Origin of the sequence: Petroclostridium xylanilyticum (assembly GCF_002252565.1) — a bacterium.
In the GTDB taxonomy this organism is placed as follows: domain Bacteria; phylum Bacillota; class Clostridia; order SK-Y3; family SK-Y3; genus Petroclostridium; species Petroclostridium xylanilyticum.
This window is the reverse complement of sequence record NZ_NPML01000004.1, coordinates 103319-121508: the sequence shown is the minus strand read 5'-3', so window position 1 is coordinate 121508 and position 18190 is coordinate 103319. Positions and strand designations below refer to the sequence as shown.

At 35.4% G+C, this 18190-nt stretch carries 14 protein-coding genes; all 14 read right to left on the bottom strand.

The window, feature by feature from the left end:
• Nucleotides 1-4: 4 nt before the first annotated feature.
• The gene (locus tag CIB29_RS02505) at nucleotides 5-919 is read right to left on the bottom strand and encodes a copper transporter (protein WP_094546454.1); all 915 of its coding nucleotides are present in this window, start codon (nucleotides 917-919) and stop codon (nucleotides 5-7) included.
• 18 nt (nucleotides 920-937) lie between these two features.
• Entirely contained in the window at nucleotides 938-2053 is a 1116-nt protein-coding gene (steA, locus tag CIB29_RS02500) for a putative cytokinetic ring protein SteA (RefSeq protein WP_094546452.1), read from the bottom strand.
• Between the two features lie 119 nt (nucleotides 2054-2172).
• Nucleotides 2173-2979, bottom strand: coding sequence for a sporulation transcription factor Spo0A (gene spo0A / locus CIB29_RS02495; protein WP_094546450.1), 807 nt, complete (start codon nucleotides 2977-2979; stop codon nucleotides 2173-2175).
• Between the two features lie 230 nt (nucleotides 2980-3209).
• The gene (gene spoIVB, locus CIB29_RS02485; protein ID WP_094546447.1) at nucleotides 3210-4532 is read right to left on the bottom strand and encodes a SpoIVB peptidase; all 1323 of its coding nucleotides are present in this window, start codon (nucleotides 4530-4532) and stop codon (nucleotides 3210-3212) included.
• A gap of 291 nt (nucleotides 4533-4823) precedes the next feature.
• Nucleotides 4824-5819, bottom strand: a complete 996-nt coding sequence (gene pdaA, locus CIB29_RS02480; protein WP_242965031.1) for a delta-lactam-biosynthetic de-N-acetylase — start codon at nucleotides 5817-5819, stop codon at nucleotides 4824-4826.
• Nucleotides 5820-5834: 15 nt separating this feature from the next.
• Complete coding sequence (locus CIB29_RS02475; RefSeq protein ID WP_094546445.1) at nucleotides 5835-7274, bottom strand: aminopeptidase; 1440 nt, start codon at nucleotides 7272-7274, stop codon at nucleotides 5835-5837.
• Nucleotides 7275-7387: 113 nt separating this feature from the next.
• Nucleotides 7388-8368, bottom strand: coding sequence for an AAA family ATPase (locus CIB29_RS02470; RefSeq protein ID WP_094546443.1), 981 nt, complete (start codon nucleotides 8366-8368; stop codon nucleotides 7388-7390).
• Nucleotides 8369-8390: 22 nt separating this feature from the next.
• Nucleotides 8391-9782: a hypothetical protein gene (locus CIB29_RS02465; protein WP_094546441.1), complete on the bottom strand. Its 1392-nt coding sequence runs from the start codon at nucleotides 9780-9782 to the stop codon at nucleotides 8391-8393.
• A 12-nt stretch (nucleotides 9783-9794) separates the two neighbouring features.
• Nucleotides 9795-10670: an ABC transporter permease gene (locus tag CIB29_RS02460; protein ID WP_094546439.1), complete on the bottom strand. Its 876-nt coding sequence runs from the start codon at nucleotides 10668-10670 to the stop codon at nucleotides 9795-9797.
• Nucleotides 10654-11595 carry an ABC transporter ATP-binding protein gene (locus CIB29_RS02455; RefSeq protein ID WP_094546437.1) on the bottom strand — a complete coding sequence of 314 codons (942 nt, stop codon included), beginning with the start codon at nucleotides 11593-11595 and terminating at the stop codon, nucleotides 10654-10656. The genes CIB29_RS02460 and CIB29_RS02455 overlap by 17 nt, the downstream gene beginning before the upstream one ends.
• Nucleotides 11595-14081, bottom strand: coding sequence for a hypothetical protein (locus CIB29_RS02450; protein ID WP_094546435.1), 2487 nt, complete (start codon nucleotides 14079-14081; stop codon nucleotides 11595-11597). Before CIB29_RS02450 ends, CIB29_RS02455 begins: the two co-directional genes overlap by 1 nt.
• 89 nt (nucleotides 14082-14170) lie before the next feature.
• Nucleotides 14171-14734, bottom strand: a complete 564-nt coding sequence (locus tag CIB29_RS02445) for a lytic transglycosylase domain-containing protein (protein ID WP_094546689.1) — start codon at nucleotides 14732-14734, stop codon at nucleotides 14171-14173.
• Nucleotides 14735-14764: 30 nt separating this feature from the next.
• On the bottom strand, nucleotides 14765-15358 hold the full coding sequence (gene coaE, locus CIB29_RS02440) for a dephospho-CoA kinase (protein ID WP_094546433.1): 594 nt from the start codon (nucleotides 15356-15358) through the stop codon (nucleotides 14765-14767).
• A 137-nt stretch (nucleotides 15359-15495) separates the two neighbouring features.
• On the bottom strand, nucleotides 15496-18183 hold the full coding sequence (gene polA / locus CIB29_RS02435) for a DNA polymerase I (RefSeq protein WP_094546431.1): 2688 nt from the start codon (nucleotides 18181-18183) through the stop codon (nucleotides 15496-15498).
• Nucleotides 18184-18190 lie beyond the last annotated feature (7 nt).

Sequence of the window (18190 nt, the reverse complement as noted above, 5' to 3'; positions counted from 1 at the left end):
TCTCCTAATTATTCTTTTTTAAATTTAGTTGTTTAAAACTTTCGACACTAAGCTTGGGAAGCAAGCTTGTTGCTGATTCTTTGGTCCCAAAATTTCCTTGAACTCCTTTCATAACCATTAGCATTGATATCTTTCCATATATGGTGTCAATATTATCAATTGTTGAAAAACCTGATTGCTTAAATATATCCATCGCGGAATATGCTGAACTGGACCTTTCTACTATTAAACTGGGAATATTCAATTTCTTAACAATATTTAACATTGGTATATCGACAACATTTATATATTCTCTTCCATTTTGATTTGGCCCAACCCAAATGATATAATCAACCATTTTTGAATAATCTCCTTGAATTTCTATATACTCTTTACTGGCTGTCTCATTTATAAAATCTACATCTTTTCCTGATAAAATTGAATACATGAGGCTTTCTGCAGCATATGTGGTTATGTTGTCAGCTTTGTTCAAACGGAAATCATCCCTAACGGGTTTTATTTGATTAAATGCACTAATGCTGTCAATTTGATATAAATTCATAATAGAGGTAACAGACAAAATATTCGCACCTGCGTTCTGCAACAGCAGGCTTATTTCTTCACTTAACTCTTTATCTCCGGTCATAACAATAGCTACATTATATCCTTTTAATCTCCCACTAACATAATCTGAAAATATACAATTAATTAATTGGTCTTTTAGGCCTATATCATTTTTTAGCTGTGAGATCTCTTTTTTTAAAGTTTCACTCTCTTGGGTTATAGATTTTAAATGTCCGCCTAACTCGGTCATCAATTTACTTTGGTGTGATACCATTAATTGTTCTCCATTGAGCATAGATCCAATAAAGATTCCAAGTCCAAGTGCTGAAAAAATTGCTACAATCGTTATTATATGATAGGTGATTCCTTTACTCATCTCCAACCTCCTTTTTTCTTATTTTATTCGCAACCTCAACTGAAATATATTCAAGAGTACCTGGATGGGAATATATATTTTGAGGATTGCAATAATTGGAATTAATGCAGAGGCTAATATTGGAATGCAATAGGAGAGTCTTAGCTTATTAGAATATAACTTACTCACTCCTTTTGCATCCACCAATTTTGATCCAATTTTTAATCTTGTAAGCATAGTACTGGCCATACCTCTTCTGCCTTTTTCCAAAAAATCAATTATATTCGAATGGGTTCCTACTGCTACAATAAGGTCCGCTTTTTTTTCATATGCAATGATCATTGCAACATCTTCACTGGTGCCCGGAAACGGAAATATTTTTCCCTTAAGACCTAATCTATTTATTCTTTCTAACCCAGGAGCTTTCCCATCAGGGTATGCATGCACAATGATTTCTTTGCATTTTTTAAGGCAAAAATCGCTTACACTATCCATATCACCAACAATAATATCCGGAACCAAACCAAATTCTAAAAGTGCATCTCCTCCACCGTCCACCCCAATTAAAACAGGTTTAAAATCTTTTATATATTCTCTAATTGTTTGGAGATCTTGTTTATAATTACATCCTCTCACAACAATTAATACATGCTTATTTTCCATATGTGTTTCTATAAACGAAGTATTTACATTTTTTAGTATAATGTCTTTTTCTTTATGGGCATATTCTAAAGTATTGTCAATAAATTTTTCTAATTCAATAGAAAAATTATGATAACTATTCTCAAGAAGAGAATTAATCTTATCTTCATTTAATATATTAAATTGATTATGATATTTTTTTCCATTGATAAATAAATCAGAATCCTTTATTTCTATTAAATCTCCATTTTGAATATAGTGGTAAAATGCTTCTCCCATATCATCCAGGATGGTAACACCATTTTCCAGTAATAATTTGGCTCCTTTTGTAGGGTATCGTCCAGAAATATTCTTGTTACAATTAATTACAGCTTTAATCTTTTTATCTATAAGAGAAGATGCTGCTACTTCGTCCAAATCCTCATGGCAGATAACCGGAATATTATTTGAATTTAATAGTTTAACTAGAGCTTTTGTTTTTTTCCCTTTTTGTACATATCCTTTTATTATCATAGCATCATCCCTAAATTTCTTTCTTTTATTATTTTTTACAGTAATCCAAAATAATATAAATAAAAAAATCCTGAAAAATTTTGAATAAAATTTTTCAGGATTTTTTAAGCTAAAATGTGTTATACTACTTTTAACTGCAACCTCAGCTTATCTGCTATCATTGCAATAAATTCACTGTTTGTTGGTTTACCTTTACTATTTTGTATTGTATATCCAAACATACCCTCCAGCGTTTCTACCTGTCCTCTGCCCCAGGCAACCTCAATAGCATGTCTGATTGCTCTTTCCACCCTGCTTGGAGTAGTATTGTATTGTCTGGCAATGGAGGGATAAAGCTGTTTTGTTATTGAATTGATAATCTCCATATCTTTTATTGCCATCATAATGGCATCTCTTAAGTATTGATATCCTTTTATATGAGCAGGAACACCAATTTCATGAATAACTTTGGTAACATTAGCCTCTATGTCTTTTAACGCAGGATTATATGTAGACTTCCCTTCATTCACCGCATCCTTCCTAATCGTTACTCTATTCGTCCTGATAGAACCCTTTAATTGTCTTATTCTTCCAATCAGCACATCCATGTCAAAAGGTTTTATAATGTAATATTCAGCGCCTAATGCCATTGCACTTTGAGTTATTTTATCCTGACCAACGGCAGATAACATAATATATATAGGTTTGCTCTGCATTGGTGTAGAACTTAATTTCTCCAGTACACCCAATCCATCCAAATGAGGCATAATTACATCAATAATAGCAACATCAGGTAAGAGAGTCGTAATCAATTCGTATGCTTCAGCTCCATCTTTTGCAATCCCTATCACTTCAATATCTTCTTGACTATTAAGGTATTCACACAAGATTTCACAAAAATCTCTGTTATCATCTGCAATTACAATTCTAATTTTATTATCTATCAAGATTTAGTCCCCCCATGTCATTTGTATTTTTTTACATAATTATATTATATTTTCTAATTAGCAAAAATTCAAGCATATTTTTATATATTTGAACTTTTTTTAACTCCAAAAAGTCTTTTTTTATATTTATTTTTAACAAATTTTTTTTAATAAAAGATTTAGGTGTAAATTTTGTTGATGGGTAGGAAATTATGCTTGATAAATTGAGCATAATTTCCTATCTTTTTTATCTAATAATTACTTTTTACTTGCTCATATTCCTGAGAAAAGCTGGCAACCCGCTTTAACATCCATTCTATAAATATACCATATCCTCTGGTAGGATCATTTACAAAAACATGTGTAACTGCACCGATGACTTTACCATCCTGAATGATAGGGCTACCGCTCATTCCCTGTACAATTCCGCCAGTCTTTTCTAGCAATGCCGGGTCCGTAATTTTAATTATCATCCCTTTACAGCTTTCTTCACTCTGCCTCATTACTTTCTGAATTTCAACATCAAACTTTTCTATCTTTTGTCCTTGAACATTTGATAAAATATATGCTGGGCCCTCTTTCACCTGTGTCCTTAGCCCTATAGGCATAGGCTTAAGATTATTCATATTTACATTCTGATATAACTTTCCAAAGATTCCAAAATCATTATTTTCTAATATCTTACCCAAACTTGGCTCATCTTGCATAAATACGCCCTTTAATTCTCCAGGTTTTCCTTTCATTCCTTTTCTAATTGAAATAATACTGGATTTTAGTATATCTCCTCTGCCCACAGTTAGAAGCTGTCCGGTATCTATGTCCGTTATTCCATGTCCTAAAGCGCCAAAACTATTTGTGTTCGGGTCAAAAAAGGTTAATGTACCTATACCGGCAGTACTGTCTCTTACCCATAGTCCCAACTTATATTGTCTATCCTCAATAGATTTTTTTGCAACTATTTTTGTATTAATTAGCTTTCCTTTCCTTCTTATATCAATATTTAATTCATTACCCTGGGACATTTCTACAATTTCAACTAATTGTTCAATATCTTCAACCCGTGTATTTCCTATTGATTCAATAATATCTCCCTCTTTAATTCCTGCCTCCCGCCATGGTTCGTACTTTTTGCCGTCTACTCCGGTAAAATCTGATGTGCCTATCACTAATATGCCATCGGTATATAACTTTACACCTATTGTATTACCGCATGGTACTACTGTAGCTTTTGGCACTACATCTACTTCTACTGATCTTATTGGTATTACTCCAAATAATTTTAAATTAACATTAAAATTACCTAACTCTTCTGACTTAATTACTAAAGGTGAATTTAAATCTACTTTGTAACTGTCTTCGACAATATCGCCATTTAAACTTAAAACACCGCTTTTATCAACCTGTGCATCAATACTGATTGGTGCATTTAAATCATAAACATATTCTTCGCCTTCAAGAAGCATTAATCTATTCGGAAAAATCAAATATATCTGTAATATAATCGTAAATGGCACTGTAATTAATACTAAAAATAAAATTATTAATCTTTTTCTAATAAACCATCGAGAATCCAAATATTTCCCTCCCCGCTCTTTTTCTTACATTTTTGCATATCTTGCATCAGGTCAATTACAAAATTCAAATCATTTTTCAGATTATATAGAAAACAGCGCTTTATTCAGATGATTTAATATTTACATAATTCTATTTCTAAACTTAAAATAACCTCAAAACAGTTTTATTATGCTGACAATATCTTATTGTATTGGTAAGTCATATTTTGATATTTCATACAGATTTTTGGATATCAAACCAATAAAAAAGCCCTTAAACTGTTTCGTTTAAGAGCTTTTTTACATAAATTTTTATTGAATCTCATCCAATGATTTAAATTTATAGCCTAATGCGCGCGCATCTTTGATAATTCTATCCAAAGCTTCAGCATTATCCTTGGATACAGCATGTAATAATAAAATAGCCCCATTGTGTAAACCACTCATAACCTGGTCATAAGCATAGTCAACACCTTTTTGGTTTTTAACATCCCAATCAACATATGCAAAACTCCAAAAGACGGTTTTATATCCTAAAGATTTCGTAAGTGCAAGTGTCCTTTCGCTAAATTCACCCTTGGGCGGCCTTACGTACTTCATATGTGTTTTAAACATCTCATAAAAGGAACGTTCAAGGCCTAACAACTCTTCTTCCAGCTTTTTATCATCCAGTATCTCAGGCATGCTGGGGTGATTAACAGTATGGTTTCCAACAATATGCCCTTCCTCTACCATTCGTTTTATAAGATCCGAATGTTTTTTTAAATAAGGCCCTGTTATAAAGAAAGCCGCTGGCACCTGATTTTCCTTCAACACATCCAATATCTTGGGGGTATAGCCATTCTCATATCCCTCATCAAAGGTTAAATACAGCACTTTTTCATCTGTGTGTTGAACATACATTCCATCGTACTTTTTTAAAAGGTCATCAATACTTTTGGAAATTATGGGCGGCGCATTTTTTTGCTTTTTATATCCCCAACCGTATCGCTTGTTATCATAACCTTTGAATCCATCCGCATCTTGTTTGTTATCCTGATTAGCGGCAGGTTTTTGAGTATCATCCGTTTTGGACGGTTTTGTATTTTTATCATCTACAACTACTTTTGGTTGAGAATCTTCAATTTTTTGCCGGCTATCCTGATTTTTACTTTGTTCCGGCTGTGTGACATTAACTTCGGATTCTCTATTGAAGCCTGCCTTTTCAGGAATTGTCACTGTTTCTTTATCTATTTTTGCAGTACAAGAGGTAAGAACACTTGCTAATACTGCAAATAGCATTAACTTTTTTTGAATATTTAATCTCATTGTTTACCTGCTTTCTTATGAAAATGTCTTATAAAATGCATGATATGCTTTATAAGCCATATATATATCTAATTTACTTGCAATTTCAAATGGGGCGTGCATGGATAGTAATGCTACGCCACAATCAACAACATCAGCCCCTAAATTGGCAACGAACTGGGCTATCGTTCCTCCGCCACCCTGGTCTACTTTTCCCAACTCACCGGTCTGCCACTGGATGTTATTGTTATTAAAAAGTGCCCTGATTTCACCTACAAATTCTGCATGAGCGTCATTTGAACCGGCTTTTCCCCGGGCTCCGGTATATTTAGTAATTACTACACCTTTACTAATGTAAGGTGCATTTCTCTTGTCATGCACACCTTCATAATTAGGATCAACCGCTGCACTCACATCAGCCGACAGGCATTTTGAGTTTGATAAAGCCCTTCTTAGCATTAAGTCGTTGTAGTGTCCTTCCGTTAATTCACACAGCTCTGCCAATATGTTTTCAAAAAACCTGGACTGCATTCCTGTATTTCCCATACTTCCTATTTCTTCCTTATCCACCAGCAAACACACAGCAGTCTTCTGGGGATTATCTAAATCAAGTATTGCTTTTAACGCAGTATAACCGCATACTCTGTCATCCTGTCCATATGCGCCAACCAGACCTCTATCCAAACCAACGTCCTTTGCTTTAAAAGCCGGTACGATCTCTATTTCTGCGCTTATAAAATCTTCTTCCTTAATTCCATATTTATCATGTATGATACTTAGTATGTTAAGTTTGATTTTTTCTTTCACTTTATCATCATTATAAGGAATACTTCCAAATAGAACGTTTAAACCTTCACCGGTAATTCCTTCGCTCATTTTTTTCTGCATTTGCTCCTGAGCCAGGTGCGGAAGTAAATCTGTAATACAAAAAACAGGGTCATCCTCCTCTTCTCCGATAACAATATTTACCTTCTGTCCATCCTTTTTAACAACTACGCCATGTATAGCCAGGGGTAAAGTCGTCCACTGGTATTTCTTTATACCGCCATAATAATGAGTTTTAAGCAGGACCATTTCCGAATCTTCATAAATGGGATTTTGTTTCAAATCTATTCTGGGAGCGTCCATATGAGCTCCTACAATATTTACTCCTTCTTCTAAACTTTTCTCTCCTATTACAGCCAGTATGATAGCTTTATCTCTATTTACTGCATATACTTTATCGCCCTTCTTTAACTCTTTTTTTGTCTTTATGATCTCATCAAGGGCTGTAAATCCTTTTTCCCGGGCAAGCCTAACCGCTTCTTGTATACATTCCCGTTCTGTTTTTCCTTTATCAAGAAACTTCTTATACTCTTCGCTAAAATCGAGAATTGTTTTATTTTCATTTGCTGATACGGCTTCCCAGCCGTTTTTGACTTCGTATTTTAGCTCATCAAATATCTTCTGTCCTTGAGATTTTTCTTGTTCGCTCATAAGCAGCCTCCTAATGAATGTTATTTTATCTTTACCTTTATCTTTACCTATTTTATAACTCTCCATTCTCAATTGTCAATTTAAAAAACTCCCCACTGTCCACTATTTTCATACTATCCTAAACTTTTAATGATTTCGCTGATAACAGTGTCGGTATCAATTCTCTCCGCCATGCCTTCAAAGTTCAGGAAAATCCTGTGCCTTAACGCCGGGTATGCTACATATTTAATATCATCGAAAGAAACATTATATCTGCCATCCATCAGGGCACGCACCCTGGCGGTGCTTATGATGCTTTGGGCGCCCCTGGGACTGGAACCGTAGCGAACATAATCATGTGTTATTTTGGGTGAATTACTATCATGAGGATGGGTTGCCATGACTAATTTTAAAGCATACTCCATGACAGGCCCAGCAATAGGTACCTGTTTTACGATATCCCTCATTTTTAAAATATCTTGTCCGTTTGTAATTGATTTTATTTCAGTATTCATGTGGGTAGTAGTTAATGTCACAATATCGTATAGTTCCTGCAACGATGGAAATTTTACATTTAATTTAAATAAAAACCTGTCCATTTGAGCTTCTGGCAGCGGATAGGTCCCTTCCATCTCTATAGGGTTTTGAGTAGCTAACACAAAAAAAGGCTGGGGTAATTTATAAGTATTAGTGCCTACTGTTACAGTTTGTTCCTGCATGGCCTCCAAAAGAGCACTCTGCGTTTTAGGCGTTGCCCTGTTTATTTCATCTGCAAGGACGATATTACTAAATACCGGCCCTTTTTCAAACCGGAATTGACTTGCACCTTCAGTTCCCCGGGTAATTACATTGGTTCCAACAACATCTGCCGGCATTAAATCAGGGGTAAATTGTATCCTGGAGAATTCTAAACTCATTACTTTCCCAATTGTTTTGACAAGCTGGGTTTTACCTAACCCCGGCATCCCTTCCAGTAAAACATTTCCCCCTGAAAAAATGCAAATCAAAACCTGGCGGATAATTTCTTTTTGCCCGATGATATTTTTTGAAATTTCATTTTCGATTTTTTCTACTATAGTAGTAAATTGCTGTAAATCGCTTCCGCTTATCTCCATATATAAACCTCCATATCAAACTCTATTCCAATGAAGAAAAATACTCTTCTATCAATGTTTTCATTCCAGCGGGGATAGAACTGCGCTGCATACTGTTCATTGCCTCATATTTATACTGCTCGTATACCTCGTTGTAGGGAAGTGATTCACCCCTCAGGGTAGGCACGTTATCCACCTGGACTTGTTCGACATTACCGGAATCACTATGAGTTCCATTTACGTTTGAAACTTCACCATCTCCGCCCAGTCTTTTAGAAGCAAATATTTGTTCATAATCTCTAACTTTCTTCTCTCCTGGAGCTTTGCCTTGACTATTGCTGCCTGAATTATTTCTTCCGCTGCTATCACTGCCATTGCCGGTACCGCTTCCTGCTCCACCGCCTCCCGTACCATTTCCATTCCCGTTATTGCCCTGGCCACTGCCATTGCCGCTTCCAGAACCCGGCTGGCTTCCATTACCCTGTCCATTGCTATTAGAACCCTGCTGCCGGTTTCCGCTTCCAGTTTGATTTCCCGAACTGCCATTTTGTGAAGATTGACTTAACCTGCTGACCAGCGTCGGATTTTGCAGCTGTCCCCCGGTTGTGCCGGAAATATTAGCCCTTGACTGTTGAAGTGCACTGGCTAATTGCTGCAATGCCTGCTGCATGGCAGGATTTTGCGCCAATTGAGCAAGTTTTTCCCCTAATTGTGTTAAATCCTTATTTAAAGTTTTTTCTTTTATTTCATCCAGTTTATGCTGTGTCCGCGCCAATGCTTTAATAGCTTCTGACTCATCCTTTGATTTTCTTAGATTTTTTTCCAGTTCCTTTAATTGAGAATTTAATTCCTTGACCTCCTCTAATGTTAATTCACGGTTAGAAGCAACTTTTTTTTGCTCTTTTTTGATTTGTTCTGCCTGCTTACTTATTTCTCTCTTTATTTTTTCTTGCTGTTTAGCAATTTCTCTATTTTGAGTAGGCATAATAGATGCAATGATTGTGACTATCATCAAGCCCGAAATAATAAGAATTTTTTTACGGTCAATTTTTAAAGGATACAACTTTGAAAAATCTGTTGATCTTGCTGTCTTTATGGCATCAAAGCGTTGTATCCTGGCAATAGGGCTATCCTGATCTTTAAGTTCTAAAGCAGTTGTCAGCCTTTCCTTCAATCCTAATTTATCGCCTTGCTGCGCTACTGCTTTGTAGCTGGGCACCATAAATAAAGATGCAATAATACTTAGTAAAAAAACAATCATCATGCTTAAAATAATTTTATTAATGATAAAAGTTACAGGCATTAATAATGCACTTACAGCAATTGCAGAAGCAATGCCTGCCCCTATGCACAGACCAAGGAGCAGGCAGTCAATTGCCCGGTTTATCAACATCCTCAATTTAAGAGGCCTTAATGCATTGTACAGTTCCATCATATTCACACATAATCATCTCTTTTCTCCTTTTTTGTGTCTTCCTTTAACAGGTTTAACCATCCATGCACTCAATAATAATAAAATAATAGATAAAACAATGTCAAAGCTAATATTTAAAATCCATGGAAGATTTCCGATATTTTTTCCATGCATTTGAAGTACACTTCTAATAAAATTAAAATATCCAGTCTGTTTATCCAATATAGCCCCAAGACCAATAAACGGGTTGGCAGAAAGTATTGTCATTGCTTCCCACTGGGTTGGAGGCCTTCCAAACAGCGCATGGCTTATGCTGCTATAAAATCCAAACCCTATAAGAGTTCCCAGTGTTAAAGCTAATATTATCGTGTAGGTAACAATAGTGGCAACCGTGGTTTTCTTAAACATTGCTGAAAAGAATATGCCTACACTCCCAAGAAAAAATGCTGTTACAATCTGAAACAGAAAAATAATAGCGACATCTAAAGGAGATAGACCTCCATATAAGAATACAATACTAAAAACGGGTATAGATGCAATCACCAGTAAGATAATATGGCTTAGGGAAGCAACTAGCTTTCCAAAAACAATAGACCAGGAAGACAGACGTGTACAAAGAAGCAAATCCAGTGTCTGTCTCTCACGTTCTCCGCTTATTGCTGATGCAGTAATGGCAGGAGTGATAAAAAGCAGCAAGCCAAGTTGAAACATGGTCAGCAAGGTATAAAGATTAAGTGCTGTTCTAGGTTCAAACCCTGCAGTATAGCTGTTTAAATTCTGAACCAGAAAATATAAGACTGCTCCGCCTCCCAGTAAAAGCAGATACATGCTTAGCAGTGCAGGCGCTCTCCATCCTCTCATTTTGATTTTCGCTTCTTTTTCTAATACCGGGTTAATTTGCACCTTCATGAGTTGCCACCCCCTTGGTGATTTTCATAAATACGTCTTCAAGATTTTTCTGTACTTCGCCAAAAAACGTTATTTTTACATTATTTTTAACCAGTTCACTTAACATCTTGGAAGCCTCTTCCTCATTCCCATTAAATCCAACCTCAATATTATCAGTGTTTCGTACGATGTTATCTACCATAGGCTGTTCTTTAATAACCTTTATTGCCATATCGATATTCCCTAAAACCTTTATCTTTAATGTTCTGCTGGTGGATGATTGCAGCATAATTTCTTCTACACTGCCGGACACAATCATTTTTCCGTTTTCAATAACACCAATGGAAGTACATAGCTCTGCCAATTCGGGGAGAATATGAGAACTAATGAGAATAGTTTTTCCCATATTCTTCAGTTCTTTTAATATCTCCTTCATTTCAATCCTGGCCCTGGGGTCCAATCCGGAAGCAGGTTCATCCAGAATTAATAGTGAAGGATTGTGCACCAGACTCCGTGCTAAACAGAGCCTTTGTTTCATTCCACGAGAGAGAGAATCTACATACGCTTCTCTTTTATGCGACAGTTCAACCAATTCTAACAGATCGTCAATAATCTTTTTCCTTTGTGAAGCGTGAATCTTATACGCAGCACAGTAAAAATCCAAATATTCATCCACCTTTAGATCGTCATATACGCCAAAAAAGTCAGGCATATACCCGATTTTTTCACGGACTTTTTTAACATTCCTGGTAACATCTACACCATCTATGAATACCTTTCCTGAAGTTGGCTGCATCAATCCGGCTATGATTTTCATTGTTGTTGTTTTTCCTGCTCCATTTGGTCCTACAAATCCAAAAATGTGCCCTTTCGGTATTTCTAAAGATAATCCGTTTACTGCTAAAAACTTGCCATATTTTTTTGTAAGATTTTCAACAACTAACATTACCGAATCACTCCTTCCAACTCAATATCCGGTGAAGGTATCATGCCAAAAAATCCTTTCCCCTTAACATTTTGATTAGCTTCATCACCGCTGTCAAACATTACTTTAATCTCATTATCCGTTGAAACATAGTTTGATGCTATTTCACTATCTATATAATAATACGAGGTGATATCTTCCCACTGGGTCTTGTTAAAATTATAGATTAAAAGCCTGTTATTCCCCTGTAATCTCATATAGGGTGGGGCAAACCAATTGATAGTAAAGGATCTGACTGAAACTTGGGCCGGGACGCTGAATTTAAATATAGCTTTACCTTCCCCTTCAATATTCACTCCTCCCCCGTTATATGGGTCAGGATTTATCCCGGCATTGCCCTCGGTGGAATCTACCACACTATTAACAAAACCGTAAGGCAATTGAATAAATTCACCTTTAATAAAATTTAGTTCCATAGGCATAACGATCATATTTTGATAATATTTTTTTGCAGGTTTATCATTAGCAAATACATCAAACTGTAAATCTGCATCGCTCCACCCATAAAGGACAGGTTTGCTGCTCATATCTGTTCTGGTCCTGTTTACCATGCTGTAATATTCAAAAGCAGACCTCCTCTGGTTGTTCAACTTCCATTTGTCATCCCTCTTTATACCCGGCTGGGACCAGTTCTGCCCAAAAATACTGTTTAGTAATTGATAATAATCATTTTTTGCGCTGTTTATTTGTATTAATTGCTCATTTATTTCTTTAGTTTGGGCAATATCTATATCTCCAATTTTAACATAACTGTTGCCAATCATGATAAATGCATCTTGGATTTTAAATCCTGTATTGTTTTTAATTCTTCCTTTTACTGTATTATTAGATATAAGGACACTATTATTAACATTGTCGGAAAAACTTACTTTCTTGTTCATGATAAAACTGCTAAAATCCCATATGCTTTTATCGTAAAATTCAACAGCAGGCTGATCGCCCAGTATATATTTGGAGATAATCTTTTTCTCCCTTTCCTCGGGCGGACCCATATATCTTGTGTCTATGTATGGATTGGCGGTAAAATCCACATCTACATCTTTAGATGTATGTATCTTCAAAGTACCTCTCTTTGGGTTAAACAGCCCTGTATGGGCAGTAACATCTACGCTCTTACTGTCATTCTTAAATTCAATGATGGAAACGATGCTGCATACAGCAGTTGAAAATCTTGTCCCAAAGCCAATGATATATATGCCTAGGCTGAAAATAGCAACGATGGCGGGAATAGTTATCCACGACCACTCTCTTTTGTCTTTTTTCTTTAATACAAGGTAATTGACAGGACCTGCAACGATAATAAACGTACCTATAATTACCAGTAACAAAACAAGCGAGGGCATTTCTACAGAAGGAATAAATCTTAATGCATTATTCATGGCATGATAGAACTCATATTGCATTTTGGGATTCCAGATTTCTCCTCTTACGTCATTTCCAATAGTAGAATTAATAATGTTTTGCCAGACGACCTGATTGCCGCCGTCCCATGTTGAAAAAGGCTCCAGTCCGGAGTCAAATGCAAAATAACCGATAAAGCCTTTGCCGAATTCTTTTGATATAATTAGAGGAAATTCATTTTGTTTTAACAGCACATTACCGGCTTTTGTATCTAAAGCCACAATGGGCATACCTGCGGAATCAGGGAAGTTTTTTTTGCCGGTATATTGCTCGAAAGCAGTAAAACTTTTTAAAGTCTCCTCAGATTTCACATTTGCAAGTTTTAATTCTTGGGGCAGCCCGTTTAATACTTTTTTATAATTTGGCCCTGTTCCCAATATTAAAAGTCCGCCATCTTCAACCCATTGGATAAGCCGCTGTTTTTGCTCATCGCTTAATACGGTTGTATCATAATTGTTTATTATTAAAACATTAAAATTATTTAACACTTTGTCATTTTGTGGAAAATTCTTCTCATTTAATTGAACGATTTCACTTTGTATAGAAATATTTTGATTGCCGAAATTTCCTCCGGATAAATATCTAAGGCCTGACATATCATCTGCTAATGCCCCGATTAGCAGTGTGTTAGGGTTTAAAGATTTTTTAAAATAGTATTTCTGTTCTTTTATAACCTTATTGTTTTGAATAATCTGCACATCAACAGATGCACGGGTTCTGTTAACCGGTGCATTAATAATAACTTGCTTTTCCCCACCTTTAGCCAGGTTTACCGGCAGTGAATAGGCAGATTTAAACTCATACATCATACTGTCTGCTATGACCTGGATCTCTCCGTTAAAATCATTTCCATTGTTCTTTAAAGTGATGATAAAAGGAGTCCATCCATTTATTTTATGCATACCATCAAATCCGCCTTCTATGCTTACTATCTCTAATCCGTCATCAGCATATGCAGGATAAGAAGATGTTATAAGTAGTAGAATAATTAACAAAACACTTAATATTACGCTTTTTTTTTCAATTATGTTCGTTGTTAATAACATGTCAACCCCTCCCGTTTTCCTTTAGACGATATAAGCCCTATGAAAGTTCCTTAAAAATAAAAAAAATAAAAAAACGGAGAAAAACTCCGCTATTTCATATCAGCATATAACCTTTTATAGATATTATATTCTTTTAATACTTTTTTTACGTACAGGTCTGTTTCCTTAAAAGGAATCCTGTCCAGACTTTTCCCTGATCTACTGAGATTTTTATCCTTAAGCCATTTAGCTACATTCCCACTTCCGCCGTTATAAGCAGTAAGTACCAGGAGTAAGTCATTGTTAAATTCTTTTTTCAAGTTATTTAGATACCAGCAGCCTATTTGTATATTTGTTTCGGGATCGAATAATTTGTCAATACGAAAGTCGTGCAAGCCCAATTGTTCGGCTCCCCATAAAGCCGTTTGATCGGTTATCTGCATTAGTCCCTTCGCACCCTTATGAGATTGAGCATTGGCGTTAAAATTGCTTTCAACTTTAATAATAGCCATTACCAAATAAGGATCAATTTTATTATATTCTGAGTATTTAAATACAAAATCGTTATATCTTAGAGGATAAAAAAAACGTAAAATATTCTGGGGAAACATAACCATCCAGATAATCACCAGTGCCGTAATACCAAGCAACAATAAATATCTATATTTGCGCATATTTACAACGATAAACACATCATCACCTATCTATTCTATTTGATTTATAAGCTGTGTAACCTGAAAACGGACTGATTCAATATCATTGTCGTTATTGATAACAGCAGAAGCATATTTCTTCATTTCGCTTTCTGCCATTTGGGAGTTTATCCGGTTTTGAGCTTCTGTTAAAGAAAGCTGATCTCTTTCCATTATTCGTCTTATCCTTTCTTCTTTATTTGCTACCACAACCCAAACCGCATCACATATCTCATATAGTCCGCTTTCAATCAGGATAGCAGCATCAATGATAATAATATTATATGTATTCTTACGCATTTCAATCTTAATTTCTTCTTTAATGTTATGAATGATATATTTGTGGGTTATTTGGTTTAATAATCTTAATTTTTCCTTATCAGCAAAAACTATACGTCCCAATTTCTTTCTGTCTAATTCTCCACTTTCCAATAGAACTTCTGTGCCAAAATACCGGACGATTTCCTCCAAAGCAGTTTGTCCTTTTTTTACCACTTCTCTTGCAACAATATCTGCATCAATCACTTTTGCTCCCAGCTGTCTGGCAATACCGGCAACGGTACTTTTTCCACTTCCGGTTCCTCCCGTTAGTCCTATTATCTTCATAAAAACCCTCCACATCCTGCCTCTACAGGGCGTATATTTTATTTTTGAAGAGTATTATTTTAACAGGCTCTAAGCCTTTCCGCAACGTTCTTTCCATAATATCCTTCAAAAATATTAAATGCGCCCGCCTCTACATATTATTTTGCATCATGCCAGTTTTCACCTATATTCAAATCAACTACCAATGGTACCCGAAGCTGGACAGCTTTCTCCATCTGGCTTTTAACAATTTCTTTCACCTCATCAATTTCACTCTTATGTGTTTCCACGATCAGCTCGTCATGTACCTGAAGTATAAGTCTTGATTTCAAGTTTCTTTCTTTTAACTCCCTATATACATTCACCATAGCTATTTTAATAATATCTGCGGCACTTCCCTGGATTGGGGTATTCATTGCAATTCTTTCCCCAAAAGAACGTGTAACAAAATTATTAGATTGAAGCTCAGGAAGATATCTTCTTCTATTTAGCAGTGTGGTAACATATCCCTGGCTTTTACCCAACTCCACAATGTCTGTCATATACTTTTGCACCATACTGTATTTGGAGAGGTAACTATCGATGTATTTTTTAGCCTCTTTTCTTGTAATACCAAGATCCTGGGATAAGCTAAAATCGCCTATACCATAAACAATACCAAAGTTAACTGCTTTGGCCCTGCTTCTCATTATCGAAGTAACCTCTTCCATTGGTACTCCAAACACTTGAGAAGCTGTCCTCCTATGAATATCCTCATTATTTTTAAAAGCATCTACCATGTTAGGATCCCCGGAAATATGGGCTAAGACTCTTAATTCTATCTGTGAATAGTCAGCATCCAGTAATACATAGTCATCATTAGATGCTACGAACATTTTTCGTACCTCTCTACCCAATTCCAATTTAATGGGTATGTTCTGTAAATTAGGTTCAGTACTGCTAATTCTACCTGTTACTGTAACTGTTTGGTTAAAATTGGAATGTATTTTGCCTGTTTTTGGATTTATCACATTTAAAAGTCCATCGGCATAAGTTGATTTTAACTTTACCAGCTGCCTGTATTCCATCAGTTTATGAACAATCTCATGCTTTCCTTTAAGCTTTTCAAGTACTTCAACATCAGTGGAGTAACCGGTTTTAGTTTTTTTTACAATCGGAAGGCCTAGTCTTTCAAATAAGACAACGCCCAACTGTTTTGTAGAGTTGATATTAAATTCCTCACCTGCAAGCTTATATATCTCATCCATTAATTTATTAATTTTATCATCCAACAATGCTGAAAATTGAATTAACTTTTCCCTGTCAACCTTAAAACCGTCTATCTGCATGGCTGCCAATACTTCTACCAGAGGAAGCTCTACCTCGTAATAGAGTTTTTCCTGTCCATACTCTTTAATTTTGCTGCTTAACATCCCTGTTAATTGCGGTAAAGCTAAAACCTGCTGACATGCAAAATTCACTGCGGCATTTTTATCAATATCCTTAATGGACACTCTGCCTTTCCCTTTTCCTAAAACACTTTCCTCTGATGGCAAGTTAATGCCAAGAAACTCTTGCGAAATCTCATCAATTTTATATGAACTTCTCGATGGATTAATGATATATGCGGCAATCATCGTATCAAAAGAAATTGTATTTACTTTAATCCCATACTGGTGTAATAATACAATATCATCTTTTACATTATGTCCTATCTTCTTTATGTTAGCATCTTCAAAAATAGTCTTTAAGAAATTGATAACATCCTTTTCCCCTAATTGCTCATTTATATCAATGTATACTGCTGTTTCAGAATCTAAAGCCACTGAGAGAGAAACCAATTGACTAGCCTGTTGATCTTCATCAGCGTATAGCAAATAAATTATTTCTTTTTTTGACTTAACAATATCTACAACTTTTTTAAATTCATCAATAGTAGTAATATGTTCATAACTACCCTGTGAAGCTAAAGTTTCTTTTTCTATAGATTCTAACTGCAACTTTTGAATGAAACTCTTGAATTCCAGTTTGCGAAATAATTCCAACAGTTTTTCCCGGTTATACTCTTCTCTTAGACAACTGGAGAGATCTACATCGATAGGGATATTCCGATCTATAGTTGCAAGCTTTTTACTAAGAAAGGCCATTTCCTTGTTATTGATCAAGCTTTCTTTAATATTTTTTCTAACGTTTACAAATTCGATATTTTTGTATAATTCATCTATGCTTTTATATGCCTGTATCAGCGAAAGGGCTGTCTTTTCCCCTACGCCTGAAACTCCAGGAATATTATCAGACGGGTCCCCCATTAAACCTTTTACATCAATAAATTGTTCTGGTGTAACTCCATATTTTTCAAAAACTTTTTTATCGTCATATTCCTCTGCCTCGGTTACACCTTTTCGGGTAATTAGAAGTTTGATTTTTGTTTTTTGTGATGCAAGCTGTAAAGAATCTTTATCCCCTGTTAATACTACACATTGTAAATCATTTTCTTCGCATACCCGGGATATGGTGCCTATAATATCATCTGCTTCATAGCCCTCCTTTTGAAAAATAGCTATATTCATTGCTTCCAATACGTCTTTTAGTACAGGAAGCTGAACTGCCAGCTCATCAGGCATTCCTTTTCTATGGGCTTTATATTGTTCAAAATCTTTATGTCTAAAAGTGGGTGTTCTCATATCAAAGGCAACACATAGATATTGAGGCTTTTCTTCTTCCAAGTGTTTAAAGAGTATATTTAAAAACCCATATACTGCGTTCGTGTATAATCCCTCTGAATTTGAAAGGAGCTGAAGCCCGTAAAATGCTCTATTAATAATACTATTGCCGTCCATTATCATTAGTTTCTTATTGCTCATCATAATTCTC

Excerpts from the sequence above, each read along its gene's own strand:
- CIB29_RS02475 (WP_094546445.1), bottom strand. The coding sequence starts at position 7,274 with ATGAGCGAACAAGAAAAATCTCAAGGACAGAAGATATTTGATGAGCTA.
- polA (WP_094546431.1), bottom strand. The coding sequence starts at position 18,183 with ATGATGAGCAATAAGAAACTAATGATAATGGACGGCAATAGTATTATT.
- CIB29_RS02460 (WP_094546439.1), bottom strand. The coding sequence starts at position 10,670 with ATGAAGGTGCAAATTAACCCGGTATTAGAAAAAGAAGCGAAAATCAAA.
- CIB29_RS02505 (WP_094546454.1), bottom strand. The coding sequence starts at position 919 with ATGAGTAAAGGAATCACCTATCATATAATAACGATTGTAGCAATTTTT.
- pdaA (WP_242965031.1), bottom strand. The coding sequence starts at position 5,819 with ATGAGATTAAATATTCAAAAAAAGTTAATGCTATTTGCAGTATTAGCA.
- coaE (WP_094546433.1), bottom strand. The coding sequence starts at position 15,358 with ATGAAGATAATAGGACTAACGGGAGGAACCGGAAGTGGAAAAAGTACC.
- steA (WP_094546452.1), bottom strand. The coding sequence starts at position 2,053 with ATGATAATAAAAGGATATGTACAAAAAGGGAAAAAAACAAAAGCTCTA.
- CIB29_RS02470 (WP_094546443.1), bottom strand. The coding sequence starts at position 8,368 with ATGGAGATAAGCGGAAGCGATTTACAGCAATTTACTACTATAGTAGAA.
- CIB29_RS02450 (WP_094546435.1), bottom strand. The coding sequence starts at position 14,081 with ATGTTATTAACAACGAACATAATTGAAAAAAAAAGCGTAATATTAAGT.
- CIB29_RS02455 (WP_094546437.1), bottom strand. The coding sequence starts at position 11,595 with ATGTTAGTTGTTGAAAATCTTACAAAAAAATATGGCAAGTTTTTAGCA.
- CIB29_RS02445 (WP_094546689.1), bottom strand. The coding sequence starts at position 14,734 with ATGCGCAAATATAGATATTTATTGTTGCTTGGTATTACGGCACTGGTG.
- CIB29_RS02465 (WP_094546441.1), bottom strand. The coding sequence starts at position 9,782 with ATGATGGAACTGTACAATGCATTAAGGCCTCTTAAATTGAGGATGTTG.